Source organism: Bacillus sp. FSL K6-1106 (assembly GCF_038005245.1).
In the GTDB taxonomy this organism is placed as follows: Bacteria; Bacillota; Bacilli; order Bacillales; family Bacillaceae; genus Bacillus; species Bacillus altitudinis.
Window position 1 is genome coordinate 1 of the sequence record NZ_JBBOSV010000005.1, and the last position, 21,459, is coordinate 21,459.

A 21,459-nucleotide genomic window follows, 5' to 3' on the forward strand; every position below is an offset into this window, starting at 1 on the left:
GGATGCGGCTTTTTGATCAGGTACCTCCTGGGACTTCGCCTCAATCAATGCATGAACCGTTTGATCTGTCGGGACATCTAGATAAGGGCCGGACCATTCATCAAGCAGTTTTTGCTGCTGCGCTGGTGATAATAATTGCATCTGATCTAATAATTGGTCTGGTGCTGACACCATTTGTTCGATCAAGTAAAGGAAATACTCCTTCCACTTCTCAATCGACGACCGTTCAAAGATAGAAGAATTATAATCAAACACAAGCTCGATTTGATCGTCAGATTCGTTTCCAGTTAAGGTTAAGTCAAATTTTGCTATGTTCTCATTGAACGGCTGGGGAATGATATCAAGTCCATCCATCGACAGGTCACAAATATCTGCATTTTCCATCGAGAACACCACATCAAAGATTGGATGGCGGCTTGTGTCGCGAACTGTTTGCACTTGGTCCACCAGTTCTTCAAATGGGTAAAGCTGGTGTTCATTTGCCTCTAACACAAGCTCATGAACTGTTGACGCAAATTGAGAAAATGTCTGATGTCCTTCTGGTTTTGTTCTGAGTGCCAGCGTATTCACAAACATGCCGATGACTGATTGAATATCAGGATGGGTTCTGCCCACCACTGGAGAACCGATCATGATGTCTTCTTGTCTCGAAAGTTTGCTTAAAAGCGTACTGTAGCAAGCAAGCAGCACTGTATAAGTTGTACTGTTGAGTGATCTAACCAACTCATCCAATTGCGCTTTAAGCGCACCGTCTATAGAGAATTCGACGCGGCCCCCTTCAAACGTCTGAACCTTTGGTCTCGGAAGATCCTCAGGCAGCGCCAAAACAGGCAGTTCTCCTTGTAATTGTTCCAACCAAAACGCCGCTTCAGCCTCTTTTTGTGCAAGAAATTTTTCACTTGTTGACCAAACCGCATAGTCCTTATATTGAATAGGCAATTCATCAAGTTCGTCTCCTCGATACAAGATCGAAAGCTCATCAATTAAAATACCGACAGACGCACCATCTGAAATGATGTGGTGCATATCAATCAACAAATAATGAACACTCTCCGATTCAGACACAAGCCCCACTCTGAGCAGCGGCGCTTTTCCTACATCAAATGGACGGATAAAATCATTCATTAATTGCTGAATGTCTCGGCCATCCCCTTCGATGTTTTCAATGTTCACAGAAACATTCGTTTCAATTCGCTGAACAGGTTCACCCTGAACGAAGTCAAAGCTCGTACGGAATGCTTCATGACGATGAACAAGCTGGTCAATGGCTTTTTTAAATCGTTTCTCATCAAATACACCTTCAAGCTTTAAAGCAGCTGGCATATGATAGCTCTGCTCGACATCTGTTATTTTTTGCAGAACAAACAATCTTTTCTGAGCAGATGTCACAGGATAAAAAGCCGCTTCTTCCGCTTTTTCTACTCGCCTGATTTCAGTTCGATCTGTTTGATCCACCGCAAGGGCAAACGCCTCTAAAGTGGGTGATTCAAATAATGTTTTCAAAGTACATTCCACATGCATCTCTTCATAGAGCCTGTTCAGCATTTTCATGCCGCGCAGTGAATGACCACCGCATTCAAAGAAATGATCATGTCTGCCGATTTTCAGCACCTCAAGAACTTCCTCCCAAATGTGTGCCAATATACGCTCTGTATCTGATTGAGGAGGGACGTATTCATTTGCCGCCTGCTCACTTACATCAGGTACAGGTAATGCCCGTCTGTCTACCTTGCCATTCCCCGTTAGTGGTAGCTCGTCTAATTGCATGAAGAAAGCTGGCATCATATAAACAGGGAGTTCTCGTCCTGCTTGCTCACGTAAATCCGACAGCGGAACAGCACCTTCTGCTGTGAAATATGCACACAATGTATCATTTGATATCGCAATGACAACGGCTTCCTTCACTTGCGGATGCTGCAATAGCTGGTGTTCAATTTCGCCAAGCTCGATACGCTGACCTCGAATCTTGACTTGGTGATCTATTCGCCCAATGAATTCAATATCTCCATTTGACAGCCATCGTGCGAGATCGCCCGTTTTGTACATGACTTCACCAGATCGGAAAGGATTTTCAACAAACTTTTCGCTCGTTAACTCTGGTTGGTGATAATACCCCATGACCAGTCCATCACCTGCAACACAAAGCTCTCCAGCAACTCCCGGCGGCTGCACTTGTCCAAACTCATCGACAATATAAACAGCTGTTTGACTCACCGGCTTTCCGATCGGAATCGATAGTGCTTGTTCTTCAATGTGATTCACCGGATAATACGTTGTGAAAATCGTGCTTTCAGAAGGTCCATACATATGAATAAGTTTGTCTTCTCCAACCGTTTCAAGGGCTGCCACAACATGCGGCACAGAAGCACGTTCCCCACCAAACAGCACTTTTCTGACGTTTTTCAGGCTGCCTTTTTTCATATCAATCAATAAGTGAAATAGAGCGGTCGTGATCATTAAAATACTGACTTTTTCCTTCTCAATCGCGCCAGAAAGCTCATTCATATTTAAGATGTTATCCTTTGGCAAAACAATGAGTTTCGCTCCGTTCAATAAAGCACCAAACACATCAAACATAAATGCATCAAATACATAGTTTGAAAGGCTCATCACCGTGTCTTTATGATGAATGGTAAGATAATTCGACTGCTTCACTGTTCTCAAAATGTTCCGGTGCGTCACCATGTTCCCTTTAGGTTTGCCTGTCGTACCAGATGTGTAGGTCAAATTCGCCAAGTCCAAAGGCGAAACACATACAACTGGATTGCTCTCTGACTGCTGATCAACGGCTTGATCTTCTGTTTCTATGATTTTCCCTTCAAACGCAGTAAGCACAGAACGATGACGCAGCACCTGATGGGTCAGAACAAACTGTGCACCACTATCTGTCAAAAAGTGCTTGATACGTTCATCAGGGAAGTCAGGATCAATTGGCACATAGACACCGCCAGCCTTTAGCACAGCTAAAACCGACAACACCATCTCATTGGAACGTTCAAAGAATAAAGCCGCTTTCATCCCTTTTTCAAAACCATGTTCGTGTAAATAATGAGCCAACTGGTTCACTCTGCGATTCAGCTCTTGATAAGAAAGAACCTCATCTTTATATTGCAAAGCAGGCTGGTGACCATGCTGCTGTACTTGTGATTCAAATTGCGTCACAATGGTTTCTTCCGCAGGATAAGGCGTAGGTAACGGGTTCCACATCTTCAATTGAGCCGCTGCCTCATGTTCAGACAGTAAACGGTATGATTGAATCGCTTGCTCCGGCACTTCGACCATCTGCTCCAGAAGATAAACATAATGCTTGAGCATCTGCTCGGCTGTACTTCGTTTAAATAACGCCGTACTGTAATCGAGAACAAAGGAAAGACCATGACTTGACTCCGTCGCTTGAAGTGTGAGATCAAACTTCGCAATATGGAAATTGGTTTCCTCGACTTCGACTTTCATCTCTCCAATATGCTGGGTTGTTGAATGATCTGGCGTCAGAGTAAAGACCGTATCAAACAATGGATGGCGGCTAAAATCTCTTTGCACATTTAGCTTTTCAAGCAGCCGCTCGAATGGATATTGCTGATGCTCAAACGCCCTCATCGTCTTTTCCTTTACTTGCTCAATCAACTGTGTCATTGAAGCGTTCGGATCTACCTCTGAACGTAAAGCAAGTGTTTGGACAAACATGCCGATCATGTCATTCAAATCTGCATGCACCCTGCCTGCTGTTGGCGTCCCCACCACAAACTCCTTTTGACCTGTGTATTTCGCAAGCAATGTATAGTAAGCAGAAAGCAACACGGTATACAGCGTCGTATGATGATTCGCTGCAAGCTCCTGCAAACGTCCTGTTAACGTCTCATCGATGTTTCTGAGAACGCGGTCTCCAGCGAAAGACTGGACAGCCGGACGCTGATAATCCGTTAGCAGCTGCAAAGCAGGGATATCTCCTGAAAATTCTTTCAGCCAGAATGCTTCATCTATTTGACCGCCTTGCTCTGCCTGTTGTTCTTGCCAAACAGCATAATCTTGATATTGAAGCTTCAATGGCGCTTTCACTACTCCCTCATATGCGTCAGACAACTCACGCAGCATCAAATCAATTGAAAGACCATCTGAAATCAGATGATGCATATCGAAATAGAGAAGATGCTCCTGATCATGTAAAGACTGTAGCCCAACACGCAAAAGCGGAGCCTGCTCAAGATAAAAAGGTCGGACAAATTGACGCATGTTCTCTTCCATCGTGCTGCCTGTCACCTGTTCTATTTGAAATGGAACGGATGAAGCTACCCGCTGACGAGGGACTCCTTTGACTGTATGAAAAGAAGTGCGCAGCATATCATGACGTGCGATCAGTTTTTCAAAAGCTGCCTCCAATTTCTCTCGTTTCAGTGTTCCTCTTAATTTCACAACGGCAGGCATATGATAGGCGATGCTCTGCTCCAACTGAGTCACCATATAAACACGCTGCTGCGCTGGTGACAGTGGATAATCGGCGGCAGTCGGTGCTTTCGGTATGACCACTTGGGAAGACTTTTCCGCTTGTTCAATATAAACAGCAAGTGCTGCAATCGTTTGCTGTTCAAATAAAACAGATAAAGGGACCTCCACTTGAAAAGCCCGCTGAACGAGTGTAAGAACTTTCATCGCTTTGAGTGAATGCCCGCCTAGGTCAAAGAATGAGTCGTACACACCTATGTTCTCTTGATGAAGAACGTCTTCCCACAAACGAACAAGCTTCGTTTCTACATCGTTTCTAGGCGCTACATAAACAGCACTGACAGCCTTGTCTCCTTTTAAAGCAGCAAGCGCACGCCGGTCGACTTTCCCGCTAACTGTCAGTGGAAATGCCTCCAGCTGCTTGAAATAAAGCGGCATCATATAAGCTGGCAGCTGATGTTTGATAGCGGCTTGCAGGGTGTCCACGGAAAGAAATTCTTGTCGTGCTTGATAGTAAGCACTTAAAGCCTTTCCACCGTCCGGTTCATCCACGACAAGCACGACAGCCTGATCGACTCCGTCTACCTGCTCCATGACTGCCTCAATTTCACCTGTTTCGATGCGGTAACCTCTTATTTTTACTTGGTCATCTATTCTTCCAAGGTAATCAATAGTGCCGTCTGGAAGCCATCTCACTACATCACCTGTGCGATACATCCGGTCTTCAGGAAAAAATGGATCTGGTCTGAATGCCTTCTCCGTCAATTCAGGCTGATTCACATAGCCCCGTCCAACACCTATTCCCGCAATGCATAGTTCTCCCACAGCTCCCTGCACCTGTAGTTGTTCATGTTCATTTAAAATATAAATCCGATGATGACCCAGTGGCTTTCCAATTGACACATAGCGCTGTTCTGGTGACTTCTGCAGCTCACTGAGATCTAGACGGTGAACCGCCGCATCCACACACGTTTCTGTCGGACCATACACATTCCACAAGGCAAAATCGGGCTGGCTGACACGCACAGCTTCAATCAGCGCCTGCGCTGCTTTCGCAGGGAGTGCTTCTCCCCCAATCAGCATGTGAGTCAGTGCAAGCCCATCCAAATCAGCTGCAAGTAAAAGCTGCACATGTGCTGGCGTTCCATCTGTTGCTTTGATTTGATGTTCTTTGTAATAAGTCGCTAACTGTACACCGTTTCGTGTCGTTTCTCTTGGCACAATATGAAGCGTATGTCCAAATAAAAGAGCAGCAAAGATTTGTTTAACAGATGCATCGAAATGGAATGGTGCAAGAAGCGCCACTTGAAGCTGATTTGCCCCCTCATACACTTCGTGATGCAGAGCATGAACCAAATGATGCAGCTGAAGATGCTCGATCATCACTCCCTTCGGCTTTCCAGTCGTACCCGATGTATAAATGAGATAAGCCAAATCCTGTGATGTCGTCTGATCGATCAGCTCAGGTAGCGGACGATCTTCTAATTCCATATGCTGCTGGACAATCATTTTTTCCGCAATGGATGAATATCGCTGAACAAACGATTCTTCTGTTAAAACGATAGAAGCACCAGAATCTTCTACAATAAATTGAATGCGTTCCTCAGGTAATGCTGGATCGATCGGTACATATGCACCGCCAGCTTTTAATATCCCAAAAATGGCAACCATCGCATCTGCCGTCCGTTCCATTAAAACGGCAACTGGTACATCACGCGAGACACCTTTCATCTGTAAAAATCGTGCCAGTTTGTCCGCTTTTTGATACAGCTCTCCATAAGTGAACGTTCCATTTTCCGCTACCACAGCTGCTCGTTCTGAATACTTTTTAGCTACCTCATCAAATAAGTGGTGAACTGGTTTCGCTCCTGGTAAATCAAATGCTTCTCCCTTAGATAATTGAAGCAGCTGCTTTTGTTCATCTGCTGGCAGTAAAGAGAGAGCCCCAATCAGCTGATCTGGCTGAGAGACTGCCGCCTCCAGCAAAATCATCAATCGATCAAACAGCTTACTCATATCGTCTTCACTAAATAGATCTGTACGGTAATCCAAATCAATGGTCAATGTATCTGTATCCCAGCGGTCTTTCACATGAATCGATATATCATTCATTCCGCTTCCACTAAAAATCGGCTCCGTAATGAACGAAAGATTCTCTTTTTTCTGCCACTGCATGACCTGATACTCTAAAGAAATATCAAACAGGCGTCCTGTAAATCCATCTCTTTCCCTTAAATCATTCATGAGCACATTGTAAGGATATTTTTGATGACGCAAGATCTTCATCTGATCCGCCATGACTTGCTTCACGAAATCAAGAAACGTGAGGGATCCTTGCACAGATGCGCGCATCGGAATGGTCGACACAAACATCCCAATCATCTTTTTTTCCTTTGCATTTGTCCGATTGCCCATAAAGGTTCCAAGGACCACATCCTCCATGCCGCTAAATCGGTGCAAGTAAATATAGACAGCGGACATAAACATAGAAAGCATACTGACTTTCTCTTCTTCACAAAAAACTCGAAGCTTCTCCTTTAAAGCATCTGGAATATCCCCTGAAAATCTCTCCGCATGTAAACTCATCTCGTAACCTTTATGCGGTGTTAAAGAAGCGAAATCTGGAATATTGGCAAATTGCTCGTTCCAAAAAACTTGGTCTTTCTGAAAACGTTTAGAAGATTCATACGTTTGCTCACTCATGATGTGATCAACGAAGGAAATGTCTTCAATTGGGGAGATGTCTGTCCCCTGCAGCATGTCATGGTATAGATCAATGATTCGGTTTCCCATCAAGATAATTGAAATACCATCAGCCACAATATGATGTGCTTTACAGAACAGCCAGCACTCTTGATCACTGATTTGAAAGACCGTAAATTCGATTAAGGAACGGCCAATCAGTTCCATCGGCTCACGAATCTCCTCGTTCGCCCACGCCCTGACTTCCTTTTCACTCCATCCTTTCACCAAACGAATCGGCTGTTTTTCATATGGCTTGATATATTGAACGGGCTCCTCCTGCTCATGTTGATACACAAGCCTTAAACGAAGAGAATCAGTTTCACGAATGTACGCTTGAAGCACATCAACGATCAAAGAAGGATTTAGACCTGATACCGATCTTAACTTGGCAAACCCACCCAAATTAGAAATACTTGTGCCTGGATAAAATCTTTCCGTGTAGAATACTCGCTTTTGCGCATGTGTTAAGGGGTAATAAACTGTACTCATTCTTATCCTCCGCTCTTCTATGTTTTCTCCACCAAATGTGATACCCTGCACCCTCTATATCAAAAGAACCAAGTCTATTTCATCAAAATAGACGAATAACAGAAAAGGAGCCCACCCCGAATAAAACGGAGGGACTCCCATTTTGATTCGGTAACCTGCCGACCATAGTAAAAAAGAAACTTTTACCTTAGGACATGGCTTTGCGTCTCTATGTTTCCATAGATTTGCCTTTTTCTTCTTTTCTTTTAGATATTTTCTATTTACGTCCACTTTATATGAAATTATTGTTTTTTTCACCGAAAAATGGGTGTAAAGATTCATGCGTTATGCCGAAGGGATCACATCATAATTTACGATATTTACCGAAAATAACTAATAATAGTTGCGTTCCACCGAAAATAAATGACCAATTACCGCAAAAATTTCATGTTTTTCCTTAAATTTTGCAAATATGACCGAAAATGTAGGAGAGAGGTCTCCTATCACGCCTCGCATTTTCTTAAATCTTAAGAACTATATTCCCTAAAACTTTGAATATTTTTACCATAAAAAACAATACAAAAAGAGCTGTCATTTCAAATGACAGCTCCTTGTTTCTTCATTATATTTACATCACCTTAGACAGACCAATCGTTTTCTCAATAATGAGCAACGCAATGATAGAAATGATAATAAATATGACAGATATCGCATTGACACTCGGATCAAAAGTTTGCTCAATGTAATTAAACGTCCTCACGGGAATCGTAATGGTTTGAGGTGAAGAAACGAACAAACTAATCGAGATTTCACCAAATGATGTCACAGCAGAAAACACGCCACCTGCGATAATGCCCGGCTTGATCAAGGGCAGTGTCACACGAAAGAAAGTACGTATGGGCCCTGCACCAAGATTCATGGAAGCTAGCTCAAGACGTGGATCAAGATTTGAAACACTGACACCCACGGTTCGTACCACATAAGGAAAACCAATGATGACATGCCCAATGACTAATGCCCACAAAGACCCTGTAAAACCCATAGCCGTAAACAAATACAGCATCGCAATCCCTAATACCACCTGAGGAATCATAAGAGGTGACAAAATAAAGGCTTGAACAGCTTCCTTTCCCTTAAAAGAAAGCCTTGCTAAAGCATAAGAAGCCATCGTTCCTAAAAGAACAGTAAGCGGCGTCACAATCAATAACAGAATCACGCTGATACGCAAAGATTCCATCCATTCTGGATTCGACACGACCTCATGAAACCAGCGAACGGAAAACGAAGTCGGCGGGAATTCAGGAAAGGCATTCGGGCTAAAAGCAGAAAGAACAATGACAAGAACAGGTACGGTTAAAAAGAGATAAACGAGTGAGCCTGCGGTCCATATCAGAACCGAAAGCAAACGGTCACTTATTGATTTTTTACGCATGCATCCTCGCCTCCCATCGCTTCAATAGATAGCTTAATAGACTGACGACCGCTAGCACACAAATCAATAAAGTAAAGGACATCGCAGCGGCAAGAGGCAAATTATACACCTGCATGACCTGCTGATAAATGGACAGTGGCAAGAGCGGCTGCATCCGTCCGCCGACTAGCAGAGGAGTAATATAACTTCCTGCTGCAAGTGAGAAGACAATAATTGCTCCGGTGATCATGCCTGGAATCGTAAGCGGCAAGGTCACATGAAAAAATGTCCGTATACGCCCAGCCCCAAGACTCATAGAAGCCGGTCTTAAGTGACGGTCCATATCAGTTAAGCTCGTTGCAATAGGCAGCACTGCAAAAGGCAGCATCACTTGAACATAAGCAATAATGACCGCATTCATATTCCACAGCATCGATAGCGGTTTCTCAATCAGATGTAAATCGATCAGCATACCATTGATCAAGCCATTTTGCGAAAGAAGAACGATCCATGCAAATGTCCGAATGACGACACTCGTCAAAAGCGGCGATACAAGTAAGATATAGAAAAAAGCCCGCAATCTTGGATGAGGTGCTTTCACTAGCACATAAGCTGCAGGATATGCCATCAATAAACAAATCACCGTTGTCTGTAAGGCCACCCACACAGTACTTCCAATTGCTTTCACATATGCATCTGTCGTAAATACATGTAAATATTGAGACAAACTATAGGATTGTAACGTATTCATCATCGAATCCACATCACGAAAACTGAGGACAAACATCATCACAAGCGGAGCAAGAAGGAATACAACTAGAAACAAACAAGCTGGCAGCAGCATAAACCAATGAAAGCGCTGATTCTTTTTTTTGATTCGCATCACGCATGCACCTTCGAATCTAAGAAAACAATATCTTCAGGCTGCCAATGAATATGCACAGTTTCTCCAACTCGAGGCAGCTCGGGAAATGCTGCGTCTGATGCATGGACAATGATTTCACCTTGATCAAGCCCAACGACCAAACGTAAAGAGTGCCCAATATAACTGACATCTGCCAACATTCCTGTGACATGATTTGGCTGAACTTCCTCCCCGCCAGAAGATAACTTGATTCTCTCGGGACGCAGCATGAGTAAATGCTTCTCGCTCTTCTCTTTAAATGCGGCAGCTTTTAGCTGAACTTGCTTCCCGTTTGATTGAGTGAAATGTGGAACAGTGTATGTGGAAGTAACTTCATCATACTCCACTTCAAATAGATTGACCTGTCCGATAAATTCAGCAACAAAACGATTATTTGGCTGACGATATACTTCTAAAGGTGTCCCAATCTGCTGAATTTTCCCCTCACCTAATATCCCAATTCGGTCGGAAAGGCTTAAGGCTTCCTCCTGATCATGCGTCACAAGAATAGTCGTAATTCCGACATTCCGTTGAATATTTCGCAGCTCCGTCTGCATATTTTTTCTTAGCTTTGCATCTAGATTACTGAGTGGTTCATCAAGAAGGAGAACAGCCGGCTGGATAGCAAGTGCCCGTGCAATTGCGACCCGTTGCTGCTGACCACCACTTAATTGGTGCGGCATACGTTTGGCAAATGACTCTAATTGCACAAGAGACAAGCTCTCCATCACCTTTTGCTTGATTTCCGCCTTCTTTTTCTTTTGAACCTTCAACCCATATGCAACATTATCAAATACGGTGAGATGTGGGAAAAGTGCATAACTTTGAAAGACCATCCCCGTTTTCCTTTGATAAGGAGGTAAAGTCGTCACATCCTGATCACCAATATAGACGACTCCTTTTGTTGGTTCTAAAAAACCACCAATGATATTGAGTAAAGTTGATTTTCCGCAGCCACTAGGGCCAAGAAGGGAGAAAAATTCCCCCTCTTTTACCGTAAGACTGACATCATCAAGAGCAATCTGCTCGCCAAAATGCTGGCTGATATGTTCCAAATTGATTCCACTCATGCGATCACCTATTTTCCTCCGCCTAGTACTTCATTCCATCGATTTGTCCATTGACCGAGCTCTGAAGTCGCTGTTTCGTAATCTACCCAAGTCAGCTTGCTATAATAATTTTCGCCAACTTTCACTTTCCCTTTAATTTTGTCTCCGTATTTCACATCAGAATTCGACATGCCATAGTAAGATTTTTCTGAGAAGGCTTCTTGAGCTTCTTTCCCGCTAAGGTAGTTTAATAGCTTATAAGCCGCTTCCTCATGCTGACTTCCCTTTGTTAACGCCCAGCTCGCAACTGCTGCCACAGCGCCTTCTTTCGGATATGAGAATCCAATATCCATCCCTTCTTCTTCAAGTGCAAATGCTCGGCCATCCCAATATGGAACTGCCGTCACGTCACCACGTTCTAACAGCGTTTGAATAGACCCTGGGTTATCAGGAAAAGCAGCTACACGCCCTTTTAATTGTGCGAGGCTTTTAAATGCTTTATCAATATCCTTAGGATTTGATTCTGTCCCTCCTTGAGCATGGACAAGTGCAGAGAAAAATTGTAAGCCCGCTGAATAAGTTGGGGAAGAAATCGCCACTTTCCCTTTCAGTTGATCGCTCCATAAATCTGTCCAGCTGTTTGGCTCCTGTTTGACAAGATCTTTTCTATAAGCAATTCCAAGCTGTCCCATACTAAAGCCTGCTGCATATTGTTTTCCATCAACAGTGAGTTTCTTTTGAACAGAACGATAAAGCTTTTTCACATTTGGCGCTTGATCTTCATCAATAGGCGCAAGAACGTTTGCCGCAATGCCTCTTTGAATCGTATCAGGCTGTAAAATAAGCAAATCATACGGTGGATTTTTACCATTAGATGCTTTTAATTTTGTAAACCATTCAGAATCTGCCCCAGAGACCGTTTGTACCTTAATGCCTGTATCCTTTTCAAACTTTTCGAGGATTGGCTTAATATTCTTTTCCCAATCTCCTCCGTAGACACCAACGATCACAGTCTGCTGCTGTTTACTTTGGTCCTGCCCATTTCCACCGCATGCAGACAGCAGTAACATGACGGATAGGACACCTGCAAATATGGCGATTACTCTTCTTTTCATGATTCATTTCCCCCTTTTTGTTGATTCAAGTGATGAAGTGCTTGAATAATATCCATCTTTGTTAACGGTTCCTGTCTATGACCAAAATGAGAATGAACCGCATGTTTATAGTGCGTACGCTCATTTGCTGGGTATGAACGAAGCTGCACAGCAAGCTCACTGCTGGCTTCGTCCGTCCACACTTTCTCATAAGCTGCTCTTTGCTCTCCAAAATCCCAAGCGACAGCATCAGCATCATTCATCTTTTCACGAAGCCTGCTCGTCTGTTCGTCATCAATTTTCCATTCATTATGATCTCGATAGACTTTGACGCCATATTGCTGAAGTGCTCTTTCTTCACTTAATAGCCCTGCTTCCACTTCATGAAGGACTTTTTCTTTCTTTCTAGCAAATGGATTCCCCCATCCTCCCCCACTTGGTGAAACCAATTGAACAATATCGCCTTTTTCAAGACGCATGACATCAATTTTCGGCTGGTTTTGTGTCTCCCCATTTGGTTTGGTCAATTTCACCTCACCAATTGCTCCTGCTCGGCCACCCATTAACCCCCAAGGTTGAAACTTCATTCGTTCCATTCCTCGTGCCGTCACCATCGATTCTGGCTTGATCATTTCAAATTCTAAACCAATCGCATGTCCCCCTCTATGTTCCCCTGCTCCACCTGTGTTCGGCAACAGTTCATATCGGTGTACATGAATATCAATATGCTGTTCCAAGCTCTCGATAGGTGTATTTTTTAAAAATCCTGACGAATGATCAATTCCATCTACTCCATCAGTCCCTTTTTGAGCACCGCCGCCTCCGCCTAACGGTTCGACCACAGACATTTTTCTGCCTCCTGTTTGATCATCAGGAACAGAGAGAACGACGATAGCGGATTGACCTGCACCTGCCGCCGGCACTGCTTCAGGCAACAGCTTACCAATAGCACCTAGCACGACATTATACAGTCTCATTGTAATGGAATGCCGAATACCGACAGAAGCCGGATATTCTGGATGGACAAGCGTTCCTTTAGGTGAAATCACGTCTATCGGATACGTAATCCCACCATTAATCGGAATAAAAGGATCTTTACTAATGATGTAATTAATCAACCCTTGATATAAGAAGGAGTGCTTTTGACCATTGGTGACAAGATTAAAAGCTGTCTTAACTTGCGGGTCACACTCAGAGAAGTCCAGTGTCAGCTGTTTCCCTTTGACCGTCAGCTTGATCTTTAATCGGATCGGCACATCCGAAATCATATCATCATCCAAATAATCAGCGAATTCACTCGTTCCATCAGGAATGGCTTCAATTACTTTTCCGGCGCGATCCTCTGCTTGCTTCAGCAGATCAATCATTCCTTGCTTCACTTCGTTTTTTCCAAATTTCTCGATCATTTCTTTTAGTCTGATTTCTGCTGTATTAACAGCGGCAATCATCGCATTAATATCGCCATCATTTAAATGACTCGCCCGGCTATTAGCTCTTAAAAAGGTACGAACAACCTGATTCTCTTTTCCACCTTCATAGATTTTCACTGGCGGAATTCTTAATCCTTCTTGATGAACATCTGTTGCAGTTGGAGAAATACTTGAAGGGACAAGACCGCCCACATCACTTACATGAACAAAAGACCAGGCATAGCTGACAATTTCATCTTCTATAAAAATGGGCTTGATGATATGAACATCTGGCAAATGAGTCGCTAAACCGTCTGTCGTATAAGGATCATTTGTGATGATAATGTCACCCGGCTGCATCGGTCCGCTTTCTTCAATCGCTTTTCTGAGACTCAGCCCTAAAAAGATCGTGACACCGACTGTTTTTGGGTAAACAAAGAAATCTCCAGAAGGCGTGGCTAATGCTGTGGCAAAATCCGCCGATTCTTTTACGAATGTTGTAAAGGATGTCCGCTCAATGACATGTCCCATGCCTGATGCAATCGCATTAAAATAACTCCTCATCATCTCAAGCTTTGCTGGATCAGTTCCCATGTAAAGCCGCCTCCCTTGAAATCACCAAGTTTCCTGAATGGTCTATGCTGCCTGCCCAGTTTGGCAGAATCAATGTTGTCGTATCATCTTGCTCAATGATGGCAGGTCCATTCACAACAGCACCTAATGACAAAGTACTCCGATTGTAAACAGATGCTTCGTACTCTTTTTCTTCTATAAAGATTCGTCTGTATGATTGTGGTATTAAAGGCTGTCCGCTGCTTTCATCAACAGAAGAGAAAGGCAGTGGAGGCGTTTCACCTATAACCCGAACTCGCAAATGAGTAAATTCAATGTTCGCCTGATCATCTCTATGGCCATATTGACGCTCATGCAGGCTGTGGAAAGCTTCAATCAGATGATAGACGTCTTGTTCCTGCTTTAGCCAATCCACCGATAATGGCAATTCAATCTCAAATGCCTGTCCTTGATAGCGGGCATCTGCTAATAACAAAATGGACGTTTGTTTGATATGTTGAATGTTTTGCTGGCTGAACCAATCCGTTGCTTTGCGAGAAAGCATTTCATAATCTTGTTTTAATTCGTCCATCGTATAGTCTTGTAAGCATATTTTCTTAGACAACACAGCATCATGGATAAAATCGGCTGTAAGTGCACCTAGCGCACATAATGTCCCTGGACTTGGAGGGACGACCACATTTTTCGCATGAATTTCTCTCGCAAGGAAATTCGCGACAACAGGCCCTGCCCCGCCAAATGCTAGCAAACTAAAATCTCTAGGATCAAACCCTTGCTGCTCCATGACATTGCTTAGTTCTGTGTACATATTGGCAACAGCCACTTGAATCAACTGGTCAGCCGCCTGTTCGACCGTTTTATGAAGCTGATCAGCAATTGGCTGAAAGGCTATTTCCGCTGCAGACCGCTGCAATTGTAAATGTCCTCCGGCAAACCGATCTTGATTGAGGTAACCGCATATGAGAAATGCATCGGTTAAAGCAGCTTTTTTTCCCTTTCCATACGAAGCAGGCCCAGGCTGCGAGCCAACTGATTCCGGTCCTGCTTTAAGAAGCCCGCCTTGATCAAGCCATGCAACAGAACCTCCGCCAGCCCCTATCGAATACATTGCAACAGATGGAAGAATGATCGGAAATCCTGAAAGCTGATTCGACTGAGCCATTGTAGGCTGCCCATTTTGAATGATCGAGATATCTGCACTTGTGCCACCAACATCAAACGTAATTAAATTGGGTTCATTTGCAGATGTTGCAATTCTTGCCGCACCAATTACTCCAGCTGCCGGGCCAGAAAAAAGTGTTTTAACGGGTGAAGTGGCTGCGCTTTCTGCATCCATTAAACCACCATTTGATTGGGTAATGTATGGAGAAATTGGTACACCTTCTTCTTTCAAACGGTTTTTCAACGTTTGTAAATATTGTTTCACCTTTGGTTGAATGTACAAATTGACAACAGACATCACTGTCCGCTCATATTCTCTCATTTGTGGCCATAATTCTGATGATGTCAGGACTTCTAACTGTGGGTAATGATGATGAATATAGGCTTTTGCCTGTAATTCATGAACTGGATTTTGATAGCTATGTAAAAAAGAAATGACAATGCCTGCTAGTTTTTTAGAGATGACCTGCTGGACAGCATCATCTAATTGCTGCAGTTGGAGAGGTTTTTTGATCGAACCATCGTGTATGAGCCTTTCAGAGATTGGATATACATGTTTTCGTGGTATCAATGGTTCTGGCAATTGAGAATTGAAGTCATAAGGAATGGGTAGACGTAAACGCTGTAATGACAAAATGTCTTGAAAACCTTCCGTTACAAAAAGGGCTAAATCTGCTCCCTTTCTCTGCAATAATGTATTAAGACCGATTGTCATGCCGTGTACGAGATATTGGATTTTGGATAAATCGACACCTCTTTCTTTTAGAAGTTTTAGCCCATTGATAATTCCTTGAGCTGGGTCATCTGTCACTGTAGGTGTCTTGAGTTCAGTCAGCTCCCCTGTTGCTTCATTCATCAGCGATAAATCAGTAAATGTTCCACCTATGTCTATTCCGAGCCGATAAGAGACATCCGCCATTTGTACTTCCCTCCTGTCATGTAAATGGAATCATATTTTGATAAATTACGACATTTTTTGATATTTGACTCCATATTATTAAAGCATATCGGTCTAGTCAATTTTATTTTTTTGAAATTTCTGTGTGTTAAAATCTTGAAATTAGCCTAAAAACCTGTGATAAAGCCATTTTACATAAGCAGAATTGTAATATGAGCAGCAAAATTAAAATTTTTGTGATTTTTGTTCAAATAGGAAAAGAGCATAAACAGGTAAAAAACGTTTTTCGAACTTTAAAAGACGTTTTTTCAAAACGAGGAGAAATTGGTAAGTAATTCTGCTATACTTCTGTTTACAAAATACGCTAAAGAGAAAGAGAGCTAGCATCTATGAAACTTCTTAAAACCATTCTCTTGCTTTTATTGATTGTCATTGGTATAGCGACAGGCTATGTCCAACTAGGGCAACATAAACAAGAGACGACAAACTCTTCTTATGACAAAACCATTCACTTTCCATCAGATCGATATCCAGAAACCGCAAAGCACATAGAAGAAGCTATTGACGAAGGTCATTCTTCCATTTGCACCATTGATCGAAAAAATAGTGATGAGCAAAGAGACAAATCACTTCATGGCATTCCAACAAAGCGTGGTTATGATCGTGATGAATGGCCAATGGCGATGTGTAAAGAAGGTGGAGCAGGGGCTTCTGTCAAATATGTACGTCCTTCGGATAATAGGGGGGCAGGCTCTTGGGTAAGTCATCAATTATCAGATGATCCTGATGGCACAAGAATCCAATTTATTATCGAGTAGCACGATCTTTCCTTTTTTCATAACAAAAATTTCTGTGTAAGTGCATTCACGTATATCAAACATTTTTTTCATGCCGATAATCTTTAAGGAGGGATACCCTACCTTATACCTAAAGGAGTAAAAAGCATGAAGAAAAAAGGAAAACTGAGGCTTGGCGCCAAAATAATGCTGATCTTTTTAAGTGTCCTCATCGTATTTTCAGCAGTGGTTGGTTATGTAGTGAACCGCGAAATGACAGAGAACATTAAGCAAATGGCCACCGAAAAAGCAAAAGGCGATCTAAAGCTAGGATACGCTTACCTAACTGAGAAGGTTGCTGGCTCGTGGCAGATAAAAGATGGCAAGCTTTACAAAGGAAAGACTCAAATCAATAACCATGACACATTGGTTGATCAATTAGCCGAGTATACTGGTGATACAATCACGATCTTCCAAGGAAATACCCGCGTTGCCACAAATGTCATGTTAAACGGGAAACGAGCTGTAGGAACCGAAGTCTCACCTGAAGTAAAGGCCGCTGTTTTGGATAAAGGCGAGAATTATTACGGAACAGCCAATGTTGCCGGGAAAGACTACCAAACGGCTTATATGCCCATCAAAAATGATACAGGGGAAACGATTGGTATTTTCTATACCGGTGCAAATCAAAGCATGATTTCACAAATGCTTCAGTCTTTCTTTATTCAATTTGTCACGGTCCTACTGTTAAGTTTAATTGTTTCTGTTATCATTATTTCTATTTTCACAAAGCGGATTCAGACACGTCTCAAACATATGGCATCTGCTATTAAGAGTGCGGGCGAAGGAAATTTAACCATCAACGTGACAGATCACACAGGCGATGAACTTTCTGAGCTGGCAGGTCACTTTAATAAGATGCGTGAGAAATTAAATCAAACCATTTTAAATGTGATCAAAACATCTGAATTAGTAGCCACTTCTTCTGAGGAGCTGTCAGCTAGCGCAGAAGAAACGAGTGCAGCATCAGAAAAGATTACCCATACCATTCAAGAAGTCGCTCAATCGTCTGAACAGCAATCAGCCCAAATGACAGCTAGTGAGCACACGATGAGACAAGTATCTAACGAGCTGGTAAACATCACTGAAAATGCGGGACAAATGGCAACAAGAAGCCAGTCCGCACAAGAAATGGCCCAAAAAGGTGTACAAAATATCGGTGAAGTCAATTCACAAATGACATCTATTGCAAAATCAATTGAAGAGAACGGCACAGCAATTCAAGCGCTAGAAACACGTTCAGCCGAGATTGATCAAATTTCCAAAGTGATTACAGATATCGCTAACCAAACAAATCTACTTGCTCTTAATGCGGCCATTGAGGCAGCACGCGCAGGTGAACATGGAAAAGGTTTTGCCGTTGTGGCAGACGAAGTGAGGAAGCTCGCAGAAGAATCGCAAACATCATCCAACATGATTTCACATCTCATTTCCGAAATACAAAAAGAGATGAATCATTCGACGAGTGCCATTAAACGAGTACGAGAGGAAGCGGCTCAAGGGGCTGTTCTTATTTCTCATACAGAGGAATCATTTATCGACATTCAGCAGTCAATGAAGGAAATGGCAGATGGCATTAAACATTTATCAGATGCATCCCAAAAAATCGCAGCTTATACAAGTGATGCGAAGCAGACCTTTGCCTCTATCACAGAAGGCGTTAAACTGACGAGTGAACATTCACAACAAGTAGCAGGTTTAACAGAAGAACAATTTGCAGCAATGGAAGAAGTAACAGCTTCATCAGAGGCTCTCGCCCATTTAGCAGGAGACCTAAAAGAAATGGTTTCGCAATTTCACATCTAGATCCCTCATACAGTAGCGCAAGACGGCGACAATCGTCTTGCTGCCTAACATTCTCTTCAATTATCTTACTTTCAAACAATCACTTTTCAACATGATCCTAAGCTGGACAAATTTTATGAATAAAGGAGTTATCTATATGAATGATTTAAATCAAACGTATCCCCTATCTATCTCCTATCACCAAATCACCGTATACACTGGAAGCACGACGCCACCTGTGATTGATTGGACAGATGACGATATTCTTCAAGGATTCGCAACTGGGGATCGAGGTATTTCTTTTGAAGGCATCAATAACGGAAAAGCTTCTATTATCGTGACATTAAACAGCCATGAGCCTCCATCATCCGTTGATAGAGTCATCACAGTGCCATTTACTCATTCAAGTGATCATGTTTATCTGACAAGCGTCATGGCACAGGTACTGTCTTTCTCCATTCCAAAAGGAGACTATCAGCTCACCTGCTATATATCTGAGCACCCTGATCAAGATCTCTATTATTTTGATTTTCAGACTGCTTAGATCACGCCTGGTCGTACTGTTCAAGCCATTTTTCCGCAAAATCGACCGATTCTCTCATCGGCAATAAATACGAATTGGCTAGCCCGATTTGACTGTGGTTATAACTACATCCTGATTGTAAGAAATCACGACCAATCTGTTCAAATAGTTCTTCTCTTGTGATGATATCTTGATACTCTTTCCACACCCTCCAACCATTCTCTAAAATGGGGGCCCCTCGTGTCATGAGGTCTTGCTGTGAGATTCGATATTCAGCTAAGTGAAAAGCTGTCACACTCTCGAATGACGTGCCAATTAGCAGCACTTTTGCATCAAGATCGTACATACGTCCAAGAGGTGAATTTTCTCCTAAACCATAAGGAAGCGCATGGTGTTTCAACACTTCATCTTTCCTTTTCCCCCAGGCGGTGAATGAGAAATGAGGATGATTGCTTCTTTCTACGCCTGGGTATTTCCAAAAGGTCTCCGCTACCTTTCCCATTGCTGTTGGAGCTGTGTAAGCCGGATCAAATGCAGGCATCGTGTCTTTGATCGGTTTCCACCAAGAATAAGGAACAGGCGGATTGATCCAATCAGCAGGATCCGACAGCTCTAATGTTTGTGCCGGCATAATCAGTGTTCCTTCATCTGTTAAAATATCCATCATAGCTTGTATAACGGCTATAGCTCCTCCATTCACCCAGCCAATAGATGACAAGGATGAGTGGACACATAAGATCATGCCCTTCCTTACACCAAGTTGAACCAAATCCGCTTTGATTCTTTCCTTTGTGATCGGTTCAGCCTGATGTTCAATTAATCTTTTCATCGGTTATTTCCTCCTGCGTCTCATCTATTCTTGATGAGTGAGACGTTTCACAGCGATAGACAATTTATAATTTGCATGCTTTGTTAGCTCCGTTAAAAATTGATCAAGCTCATCATGACTGGAGAAATGTCCTTCAGCCATATAACAGCCCTCTCCACTTATTTTAAACAGGTTTTTGATTTCTTCCTTTTGATGGAGAAACGATAAAAGCGGTTCATGATCATGACTTCGGGTAAAGAGCTGTAAAAATGTTTGGATGTTCTGCTGTGTCCGCCAGTTAATTGAAATGGTATAGGCTTCAATAACCCCCTCTTCTTCAAGCTTTAAAACTCTATTTTTAGCAGCTTGACCAGTTAAATGGACTTTTTCACCAAGTGCTTTCATCGTCAATCGGCTATTCTTTGAGAGTTCTTTTAATATATCCATATCTGTTTTGTCTAGCATTGGCTCACCTCTTTCAAAAATCAAGTCGTTCCGCTGAAAGACTTTCATGATCCTCTGTCACATGAAGCTCTTTTAATATACTGTAAACTTAATGAGAAAAAAAGGAGGCCTTCTAATGAAAATAACACTCATTCGTAATGCTACTTTATACCTTCAATATGGTCCGTCAACATTTTTAATCGATCCCTTTTTAGCAGCAAAAGGAACCTATCCACCGTTCCCGCATACTGCCAATCAACATGTAAGCAATCCAATTGTGGATCTGCCTGCAAACATTGATTTGGACAAGATATTACAGCCGGATGCTGTCCTGCTCACTCATTTACATGTAGATCACTTTGACGACGAGGCAAAAAAGAAATTAGCGCAAACTTTGCCGATCTATACTCAATCAGAGAAAGATCGCACGGAAGTAAAAGAAGCTGGATTTCAGCATGTTACATGCATTGAAGATGAAATGGATGTTTGCGGTGTTCATATGAAACGAACTGGCGGGCAGCACGGGACAGGAGAAACCGCTAAACGGATGGGACAAGTGAGCGGTTTTGTTTTCTCTCATCCTGATGAGCCTACTCTTTACATTGCAGGAGATACCATTTGGTGTGATGAGCCGAAAGAGGTTGTGAATACATGCCAGCCAGATATTATTGTGGTCAATAGTGGGGCTGCCCAATTTTTAGAGGGAGACCCAATTACGATGACAAAGGAAGAGATTGTAGACATTCACCATACTCAACCACAAGCTCAAATCATCGCCTGTCACCTTGAAGCCGTGAATCATTGTTTATTAACAAGAGCCGCATTAACATCTTACATTCAAGAGAATCATGCAGATCAGGCCATTTTTGTCCCTCAAGATGGTGAGACGCTGACCTTTTAACATATAAACA

The 21,459-nt window shown here is 42.7% G+C and carries 13 protein-coding genes and 1 riboswitch; of the genes, 4 read left to right on the top strand and 9 right to left on the bottom strand.

The genetic code is table 11. From position 1 onward, the window contains the following. The 7 genes from MHI20_RS19000 to MHI20_RS19030 all read right to left on the bottom strand — a co-directional run. Positions 1–7,674 (bottom strand): amino acid adenylation domain-containing protein (locus MHI20_RS19000; protein WP_340940673.1); only part of this gene is annotated, 7,674 nt, incomplete at its 3' end. Between the two features lie 146 nt (positions 7,675–7,820). Next, positions 7,821–7,913: riboswitch (cyclic di-GMP riboswitch) on the bottom strand. A 368-nt stretch (positions 7,914–8,281) separates the two neighbouring features. After that, positions 8,282–9,085, bottom strand: coding sequence for an ABC transporter permease (locus MHI20_RS19005; RefSeq protein WP_008347828.1), 804 nt, complete (start codon positions 9,083–9,085; stop codon positions 8,282–8,284). After that, positions 9,078–9,947, bottom strand: coding sequence for an ABC transporter permease (locus MHI20_RS19010; protein WP_008347830.1), 870 nt, complete (start codon positions 9,945–9,947; stop codon positions 9,078–9,080). The genes MHI20_RS19005 and MHI20_RS19010 overlap by 8 nt, the downstream gene beginning before the upstream one ends. After that, on the bottom strand, positions 9,947–11,038 hold the full coding sequence (locus tag MHI20_RS19015; RefSeq protein WP_144668201.1) for an ABC transporter ATP-binding protein: 1,092 nt from the start codon (positions 11,036–11,038) through the stop codon (positions 9,947–9,949). Before MHI20_RS19015 ends, MHI20_RS19010 begins: the two co-directional genes overlap by 1 nt. 8 nt (positions 11,039–11,046) lie before the next feature. Next, on the bottom strand, positions 11,047–12,132 hold the full coding sequence (locus MHI20_RS19020; RefSeq protein ID WP_017358546.1) for an ABC transporter substrate-binding protein: 1,086 nt from the start codon (positions 12,130–12,132) through the stop codon (positions 11,047–11,049). After that, positions 12,129–14,114: a hydantoinase B/oxoprolinase family protein gene (locus tag MHI20_RS19025; protein ID WP_144668204.1), complete on the bottom strand. Its 1,986-nt coding sequence runs from the start codon at positions 14,112–14,114 to the stop codon at positions 12,129–12,131. Before MHI20_RS19025 ends, MHI20_RS19020 begins: the two co-directional genes overlap by 4 nt. Continuing rightward, a complete protein-coding gene (locus MHI20_RS19030; protein ID WP_041508230.1) occupies positions 14,104–16,173 on the bottom strand; it encodes a hydantoinase/oxoprolinase family protein in 2,070 nt (689 codons plus the stop codon). The genes MHI20_RS19025 and MHI20_RS19030 overlap by 11 nt, the downstream gene beginning before the upstream one ends. Before the next feature lie 368 nt (positions 16,174–16,541). Here MHI20_RS19030 and MHI20_RS19035 point away from each other — a divergent pair, with 368 nt between their 5' ends. The 3 genes from MHI20_RS19035 (at position 16,542) to comJ (ending at position 19,317) form a co-directional block, all read left to right on the top strand. Then, complete coding sequence (locus MHI20_RS19035; protein WP_007498233.1) at positions 16,542–16,970, top strand: NucA/NucB deoxyribonuclease domain-containing protein; 429 nt, start codon at positions 16,542–16,544, stop codon at positions 16,968–16,970. A 126-nt stretch (positions 16,971–17,096) separates the two neighbouring features. Further along, complete coding sequence (locus tag MHI20_RS19040) at positions 17,097–18,794, top strand: methyl-accepting chemotaxis protein (RefSeq protein ID WP_144668206.1); 1,698 nt, start codon at positions 17,097–17,099, stop codon at positions 18,792–18,794. Positions 18,795–18,930: 136 nt separating this feature from the next. Further along, the gene (comJ, locus tag MHI20_RS19045; protein ID WP_039166300.1) at positions 18,931–19,317 is read left to right on the top strand and encodes a competence protein ComJ; all 387 of its coding nucleotides are present in this window, start codon (positions 18,931–18,933) and stop codon (positions 19,315–19,317) included. Position 19,318: 1 nt separating this feature from the next. Here comJ and MHI20_RS19050 read toward each other — a convergent pair whose 3' ends face one another. Then, the gene (locus MHI20_RS19050; protein ID WP_024718957.1) at positions 19,319–20,125 is read right to left on the bottom strand and encodes an aminoglycoside N(3)-acetyltransferase; all 807 of its coding nucleotides are present in this window, start codon (positions 20,123–20,125) and stop codon (positions 19,319–19,321) included. Positions 20,126–20,149: 24 nt separating this feature from the next. Continuing rightward, positions 20,150–20,569, bottom strand: coding sequence for an Lrp/AsnC family transcriptional regulator (locus tag MHI20_RS19055; protein WP_024718958.1), 420 nt, complete (start codon positions 20,567–20,569; stop codon positions 20,150–20,152). Between the two features lie 115 nt (positions 20,570–20,684). Here MHI20_RS19055 and MHI20_RS19060 point away from each other — a divergent pair, with 115 nt between their 5' ends. Next, positions 20,685–21,449 carry an MBL fold metallo-hydrolase gene (locus MHI20_RS19060; protein ID WP_340940685.1) on the top strand — a complete coding sequence of 255 codons (765 nt, stop codon included), beginning with the start codon at positions 20,685–20,687 and terminating at the stop codon, positions 21,447–21,449. Positions 21,450–21,459: the final 10 nt, after the last annotated feature.